Origin of the sequence: Arsukibacterium sp. (assembly GCF_041616895.1) — a bacterium.
Lineage (GTDB): Bacteria > Pseudomonadota > Gammaproteobacteria > Enterobacterales > Alteromonadaceae > Alishewanella.
The window spans coordinates 1-7929 of sequence record NZ_JBFJPY010000122.1; the positions used below are offsets into that span (position 1 = coordinate 1).

Annotated in this window: 5 protein-coding genes; 1 reads left to right on the forward strand and 4 read right to left on the reverse strand. The window is 47.1% G+C overall.

The genetic code is table 11. The features are described from left to right. The 3 genes from ABY802_RS15020 to ABY802_RS15030 all read right to left on the reverse strand — a co-directional run. Window positions 1–939, reverse strand: a 939-nt coding sequence (locus ABY802_RS15020; protein ID WP_372627941.1) for a circularly permuted type 2 ATP-grasp protein, incomplete at its 3' end; no start/stop codon positions are given. A 61-nt stretch (window positions 940–1000) separates the two neighbouring features. Further along, the gene (locus ABY802_RS15025) at window positions 1001–1969 is read right to left on the reverse strand and encodes an alpha-E domain-containing protein (RefSeq protein ID WP_372627942.1); all 969 of its coding nucleotides are present in this window, start codon (window positions 1967–1969) and stop codon (window positions 1001–1003) included. A 3-nt stretch (window positions 1970–1972) separates the two neighbouring features. Beyond that, a complete protein-coding gene (locus ABY802_RS15030; protein ID WP_372627943.1) occupies window positions 1973–3430 on the reverse strand; it encodes a circularly permuted type 2 ATP-grasp protein in 1458 nt (485 codons plus the stop codon). A 304-nt stretch (window positions 3431–3734) separates the two neighbouring features. Between ABY802_RS15030 and ABY802_RS15035 the strand changes: the two genes are divergently transcribed. Beyond that, entirely contained in the window at window positions 3735–5657 is a 1923-nt protein-coding gene (locus ABY802_RS15035; RefSeq protein ID WP_372627944.1) for a methyl-accepting chemotaxis protein, read from the forward strand. Window positions 5658–5762: 105 nt separating this feature from the next. Here ABY802_RS15035 and fusA read toward each other — a convergent pair whose 3' ends face one another. Further along, window positions 5763–7868 (reverse strand): elongation factor G, encoded by a 2106-nt coding sequence (gene fusA / locus ABY802_RS15040; protein ID WP_372627945.1) that lies wholly within the window; start codon window positions 7866–7868, stop codon window positions 5763–5765. Window positions 7869–7929 lie beyond the last annotated feature (61 nt).

Genomic DNA, 7929 nt, shown 5'->3' on the forward strand with positions numbered 1-7929 from the left:
CGCTCCGGATTCGAGCAATGCGGTGCCTGGCGGATTGGCGCAAAAAAGCTGACCCTGGCGGATACCTTGCAACATGCCGGCACAACCGCTGCTGGCGGGTGCCAGCTCCAGTGGATCACAGCTGTTGTCGTCCAGGTAGCGCAGCACGCCGTGGATAGGCTGCAGGCCACTTAATGTTTTCAGCCACAGTTTGCCGCTTTTAAACATTAAATCTGCACCATGCACCAGGGCAATATCCAGATAATTAGCTAAGAAAGCATGTTCAAAGTAAGCGGTATCCCGCTGCTGATGCGTGAGCAGGGCGGCCAGTTGCTGATGATTGCTCTGAGCCGGTTGTTGCAGTAACTGCTGCAATTGACGAAAAAAACCGGCTAACTGGGTTTTTTTAATCTGAGTATTCAGCTCAGTGGTGGTATTGTTAAAGGCCAGCCGGTGTTCCAGCACATGACCAAGCCCCGCCGGTGCCCGACTGACATCGTTGTAAACACAAAAGCTGCCATCGCTGTTGCGGCCGACATCACAGGCAAGCATCGATAACCAAGGCTGTTCGGCGACTAACTCTGCACAGGGGAGTAAAAAGCTGCTGTTAAGGTAAATGACTTCGGCCGGAATAATGCCCTGTTGTAGCAATTTTTGCGGGCCATACAAATCTGCAAGCATGGCATTAAGCAACTTATGGCGCTGACTCATACCATGCTCCAGCGTCTGCCATTCTTCACCGGCAATTAACCAGGGTTGCAAATCCAGTTGCCGTGCTGAGGTATGCCAGGGATCAACTGCGGCACCATTTTCTCGCAGCTGGTGCTGTAATTCGTTATGCAACTGGCTCAGTGTAGTATCGTTTTGTTGCTGCCACCATTGTTGCAGCGTGTGCCACTGGGGTTGCGTCTGCCAGTGTTGCTGTTCGCTGTATCCTGGCTGCGCCGGCTTTAATGACATAAGGCTCCTGTAATAAACGTCTGTTGCCAACCGGATAAAGCATGTTGGCCTGAGTAACCCTTCAAGCTGACAGCTGCTGGCTTTGCTGGCTGCTCTTTGGCTCTACAATCACCTGGTGCAAATTGATAATACCGCTCTGAATGTTATCGATAAGCACATGCAGTTGCTCTGTAGATAAATCAGTAAGGGGCTGCGCTTTTAACAGTGCCTGCAACGCGTGTACCTGCTCTAAAATACTGTTGCTGTGTGGCAAGGTTCTGGCAGAAGCTGCCACCCGGTTTAAACAATAGGCAATAGATCGCGGGAAATCAGCATAGGTTAACAGGTAATCAATGGTATCGACATCGCCGCTTTGCTCAGCAAGATAGTAATGATAAGACTCTATGCCACCTAAAGCATTAAGAATAGAGGTCCAGCGGAATTTTGGTCGTTTTATCTGGGTAGGCTGCAGTTGTTGTAACACCAGCACATCCATAATCCGGGTGGTCATATCAGCCCGCTCTAAAAGCCGGCCACTGTTAAACAGGTCAAATGCATCGCCGCGTAACATCACCCCATCTAACACGCCAACCACCATCTGACAGCGCCGGCTGACTTCCGTCATCAGGTTGTAGCGGTGCTGCCTGCCTTGTAATTGCTGACAGTGTTGTTTTAAAAATAAGTCCAGTTTATTCAGCTCTTCCCACATATCCCGGGGAATAAGCTGGCGGATGGTACGGGCGTTAAATTTCAACTGGCTGCAGGTATAGCGAATAGACACCGTACTGTCTTTATTACTGATTAAATGCGACATCACTGCATTTTCAATACTGGATTGCTCTGGTTGCGCGTCGGCGGGTAGTTGGTAACTATCCAGGGCTTTGGTGCTGTTCAGCCCCATGACATCCAGCAATACCGGCCAGCTGAATTTAGTATCTTTATGGCTGTCGATCAGCAAATGGCTGGTCGCATTGACCAGGCGGGCCGTGTTATCCAACCGCTCCAGATACCGGCCAAGCCAGAAAATATGTTCAACAGATTTTAATAACATGGGTTATACCTCATCATTGATGATCCAGGTGTCTTTACTGCCGCCACCTTGGGAGGAATTGACCACAAGGGAGCCTTTGGTTAATGCAACGCGGCTTAGGCCGCCCGTAGTGCAGTACAGCTCTTCTCCCTGTAAAATAAAGGGGCGCAAGTCAAGATGGCGTGGCTCTAAAACATCACCACACAAAGTGGGAGCTGTTGACAGATTTAATGTAGGCTGGGCAATAAAATTGCGGGGATTTGCTTCAATAGCAGCAGCCATTTCTTGCTGTTCGGCCAGGGTAGAGCGGGGGCCGATTAAGATGCCGTAGCCGCCAGACTCGTTAGCCGGTTTAACCACCAGTTTGTCCAGGTTCGCCAGGACATAACTTTTTTGTTTAGGATCGAGACACAAAAAGGTTTCGACATTATCGATAAGGGGCTGCTCTCTCAGGTAATAATCAATAATTGCCGGCACATAGGCATACACCACTTTGTCGTCTGCAACGCCGGAACCGGGGGCATTCGCAATAGAAACATTGCCTTTAGCCCAGGCTTTGATAAGACCTGGAATGCCGAGTACCGAGTCTGGCCGGAAGGCTTGTGGATCAATAAAAACATCGTCGACCCGCCGGTATATCACATCGACCCGTCGTTTACCGCGCAGGGTTTTTAACCACACGACATCATCTTCGACATACATATCGTGATTTTCTGCCAGCGCGATCCCCATTTGCTGGGCCAAAAACGTATGCTCAAAATAGGCTGAGTTATAAATTCCCGGCGTGAGCAATACGATGCTGGGTACATCACCGTCACGCGGAGATAACGATGCCAGCATTTTCCACAGCTGGTGCGGGTAGTCATCTACCGGAAAAATAGTCGAGTCGGCAAACAGCTCCGGAAACACCCGCTTCATAACGGTACGGTTTTCCAGCATATAAGATACGCCAGAAGGCACCCGTAAATTATCTTCCAATACCAAAAACTTACCGCTGCCGTCGCGCACTAGATCGGTGCCACATATATTGGCCCATGCCTTATAACGGGGCGACACACCCTGACACGCCTTCAGGTAATTGCGGGACTGTAACACCAATTCGCTGGGTACAATGCCGTCTTTCAGAATTTTCTGGTCGTTATATAAGTCATCAATAAACAGATTAAGGGCGTGTAGACGCTGTTTTAAGCCATCGCTGGTTAGCTGCCATTCGCTGCTGGGAATAGTGCGTGGCATTACGTCCAGTGGCCAGGCGCGGTCTATGTTGTCACCATCAGCATACAGAGTAAAACACACGCCCATGTCGCTAATGGTCTGATTTATCAATGATTGTCGTCTGATTAATTCGCTGGGGCCATGTTTATCAATAAAACGGGCAATGGCAACGGCGGGGCGTCGAATACTGCCATTGGCACTAACAAGTTCGTCAAAACAGCCGTCTGTTAGCGGATACCCTCCTTGAGTAAAGCTGGTCGAGCTCATTGGCAACTCCTTGTCTTACGCAGTATAGCAATGCGCTTTAGTTATTAAGTTTAGTTGGTAACTCTAGCAATGCATATGCCACCCTGCAACAAAGCCTGAATCTTGAATTAAATGAGTTAATTAAAGGCATAAAATTACGCCATTTTGCAAAGTATACTGGTTAAATTTGAAAATGCTGCTTATGCTTTAGTGGGGATGCAGAGTCCTAATCGACCCATACTAGGCAGCTGCCGGGGTATCGGGCGTTAGCATGATTCCGATAATCAATAGCACTTCACTCTTTTTAATTTTAGTAGAGAATGCAATGACATTACAAAAGACATTCGTGACATGGCTGACCGGGTTAGTCATTTTCATCGCTATTATACTGATAGCGCTTATTTCAGGACGAGAAGCCGATAGATTAACGCAACAGCTCGAACAAGAGCGCCAACAGTTAGGACGAGAAATTATTGCGTTGTTAACGTTAACTGACAATTTGATGTTGTCGCAGGTGCAAAGCAGTATGCGTTTGTTTAAACAACGTATTGCGCAAAGTGGTGATATTAGCGTCGGGTCTCCGGTCGTTGTTGCGGGGCGCCAGGTAAATGATCTGTTGTTTGACAACGAAGGGCAGGCAAATAAATATCAGCTCGTAGATTCAGTTACCGCAATTATGGGTGGAACAGCGACATTATTCAGTCGTGATAACGATGATTTTGTCCGCATTTCTACTAACGTGATCAGTAACAATAGCCGTGCTATCGGCACGTTGCTGGCCCCTGATGGTTTAGCCATTGCGGCAATTCGTCGAAATGAACCGTTTTACGGTGTGGTCGATATTTTAGGTAACCCATTTGTTACCGGTTATGAACCTTTAACAGATCGCAACAATAAGGTTGTTGGCATCAGCTATGTAGGCTACAGGGCAGATTTACAGGCATTAAATAACATGGTAATGCAAAGCCGTTTGTTATCAAGGGGCTTTGTGGCAATTGAAGATCGCAGCGGTAAAATTCGTGTCAGTTCTGATAATATCGGTGTAGAGGATATTCAGCGTATTTTAGCTGAGCAAGACACTGGCTGGAATAAAACAACGGTGCCGTTTTCACCTTGGGGTTACAAAGTACATTTAATGTATTCGGAAAAGGAAAGAAACACTTTGGTTTGGCAGTCACTGTGGTCTACCATTACCTTTGTTATTTTTATTGGTATTGTACTGATTGCATTAGTTTTTTTTGTCATGCGTCGTGTTGTTATCCAACCTATAAATACCGTAAATGCATCGCTTTCTAATATTGTCGAGGGGGAAGGCGATTTAACTGCCCGGCTTAATTTCGTCAATAAAAATGAGATAGGCACCATGGCAAACAGCTTTGATGCGTTATTAGACCGAGTAAGAGGGACTATTGTTGACGTACAACAGGTTTCTAAGGGTTTGAAGGAATCAGCATTAACGATGGATAGGGCTGCACAGCAGGTGTCAGATAAAATCACACAGCAAACTCATGGTACCTCCGATATCGCCAATGCAATAGCAGAAATGACAACCACCTCGCATGCCGTTGCGAAGGGTGCTTTAGAGGCGGAATCTGCGACTTTGCAAGTTGCCAAATTGACAGAGCAGGTTATGACTGTTATCGAAAAAACCGTTGATAATTCGCAATTGCAAATACAGGCAGTGGATGAATCTGACCTGGCGATAGGATCGTTGACTAAAGCGAGTAATAATATCGCGAAAGTTTTAGAGGTGATTAACAGCATTGCAGAGCAAACTAATTTACTGGCATTGAATGCTGCAATTGAAGCGGCGCGGGCAGGTGAGCAGGGTAGAGGTTTTAGTGTTGTGGCAGATGAAGTCCGCTCGCTAGCTGGCAGGACACAAGCCTCTACAGGTGAAATTAAGCAGATGATTTCAGGCCTGGAGTCTGGTGTTCAATCGGTTCAGAAAATTAATAGCCGTTACAAGTTAACCGTATCCGATAATGTGCAATTTGCTGAGGGGGCCCGTAGTGCATTATTTGACGTGCAGGCAGCGGTAGAACGAATAAAAAGTCAGAATGCGGGTATTGCCAGTGCGGCTGAGCAACAAAGTACCGTTGCCGAGAATATAAATCAGAAAACACAACAGGTTCGGCAACTGGCTACTGACAGTGCTCACCAGGCTAAACTGGCACAGCAGACCAGCAATGCCTTGTCTGAGCAATGCGAGTCGCTGGTAACGATCTTGTCCGCTTACAAAGTTTAAGCTTTGCAGATATATCGCTATCCTGAGTGTGAGTAATTAGCTATCTAAACCAATAAAAAAGCCCCGCCGGTTCACCGGCGGGGCTTTTTAAAGCACGCTTCCTACTTAGTTTTTAGCAGCAGCGGCTTTCTTTTCTTTTTCTTTGGCAATAACGGTTTCAGCTACGTTGCTCGGGCACGGTGAGTAGTGCGAGAACTCCATAGAGAACTGACCGCGACCAGAGGTCATGGTGCGCAGTGAGCTAATGTAACCGAACATTTCTGACAGTGGCACGTCAGCCTTGATCCGTACACCAGTAACACCGGCTTCCTGGCCAGAAATCATGCCGCGACGACGGTTTAAGTCACCGATAACATCACCAACGTGATCTTCCGGGGTGAATACGTCAACTTTCATGATTGGCTCAAGTAACTGGGCGCCAGCTTTTGGAATTGATTGACGGAAAGCGCCTTTAGCAGCGATTTCAAAGGCGATTGCTGATGAGTCAACGGCGTGGAAACCACCGTCGAATACTTCAACTTCAACGTCTAATACCGGGAAGCCAGCCAGGGTACCGGTTGACATCATTGAAGCAAAGCCTTTCTCGATAGCAGGCATAAACTCTTTTGGTACGCTACCGCCAACTACTGTTGACTTAAAGCTAAAGCCAGAGTTCTGCTCGCCCGGACGGATACGGTAATCAATTTTACCGAACTGACCTGAACCACCAGATTGTTTTTTGTGGGTGTAGCTGTCTTCTACTTCACGGGTAATGGTTTCACGGTAAGCAACCTGTGGCTGGCCAACTACTAACTCTACGCCGTAAGTACGCTTCAGGATATCTACTTTGATATCTAAGTGTAATTCACCCATACCTTTAAGGATGGTTTCACCTGAGTCTACATCGGTTTCAACCCGGAACGTTGGATCTTCAGCAACCATCTTACCGATAGCGATACCCATTTTTTCTACTGAACCTTTATCTTTTGGTGTTACAGAGATAGAGATTACTGGCTCTGGGAATACCATTGGTTCCAGCGTACAAGGGTGCTTAGGATCACACAGAGTGTGGCCTGTCTGAGTGTTGTTCTTCATACCTACCAGGGCAATGATGTCACCCGCCTGAGCAGAAGTAAGGTCGATACGGTCGTTAGCGTACATCTCAACCATACGGCCGATACGCTCAGTTTTACCGGTAAATGAGTTAAGGATGGTATCACCTTTGTTCAGTACACCAGAGTAAATACGGATAAAGGTCAGGGCGCCGAAACGGTCATCCATGATTTTAAACGCTAAGGCGCGGAATGGCTCATCAGCAGAAACAATAGCGTGCTGACCGTTCTCGTTACCTTCTTCGTCCGTCAGTGGCTGCGGAATAACTTCAGTTGGGCTTGGCAGATAATCAACAACAGCATCCAGCAATAATTGCATACCTTTGTTTTTAAAGGCAGAACCACAATATGTTGGGAAGAATGCCAGGTCACGACAACCTTTACGGATACAACGCTGAATGTCTTCGATAGACGGCTCTTCGCCATCCATATAGGCCATTAACAGGTCGTCATCTTGCTCTAATGCGGTTTCGATTAACTGAGTGCGGTACATTTCAACGTCATCAGCCATATCTGCTGGTACGTCAGTTACCTGGTAGTTTTCTGGCTGGCCGGTTTCATCCCAGACGTAGGCTTTCTGGGTTAACAGGTCAACAACGCCTGAGAAGGTATCTTCACGGCCGATAGGCAAGGTCATGATCAGTGGGTTAGCGCCCAGTACTTTTTTAACCTGCTCGGTAACACGGATAAAGTCAGCACCAATACGGTCAAGTTTATTAACGAAAATCAGACGTGATACTTCAGCGTCGTTGGCATAACGCCAGTTGGTTTCTGATTGTGGTTCAACACCGCCAGAGCCACAAAATACACCGATACCGCCATCCAGTACTTTTAATGAACGATAAACTTCAACGGTAAAGTCAACGTGTCCCGGGGTATCGATAACGTTGAAACGGTAACCTTTCCAGAAACAGCTAACGGCTGCTGACTGGATAGTTATACCGCGCTCGGCTTCCTGTTCCATAAAGTCGGTGGTTGATTCACCTTCGTGAACTTCGCCTAACTTATGAATTTTACCGGTCAGTTTCAGGATACGTTCGGTAGTCGTGGTTTTGCCGGCATCAACGTGGGCGAAGATACCAATGTTTCTGTATAAGGATAAATCTGCTGACATAGTAATCTCAATAAGCTAGGGTTTGAAAATAGTGCGACAATATACAGGATTTTAAAAAGATTTGCAG

Bases quoted from the DNA above. Each gene is read 5' to 3' on its own strand.
- ABY802_RS15025 (WP_372627942.1), bottom strand. From the start codon at position 1,969: ATGTTATTAAAATCTGTTGAACATATTTTCTGGCTTGGCCGGTATCTG.
- ABY802_RS15030 (WP_372627943.1), bottom strand. From the start codon at position 3,430: ATGAGCTCGACCAGCTTTACTCAAGGAGGGTATCCGCTAACAGACGGC.
- ABY802_RS15035 (WP_372627944.1), top strand. From the start codon at position 3,735: ATGACATTACAAAAGACATTCGTGACATGGCTGACCGGGTTAGTCATT.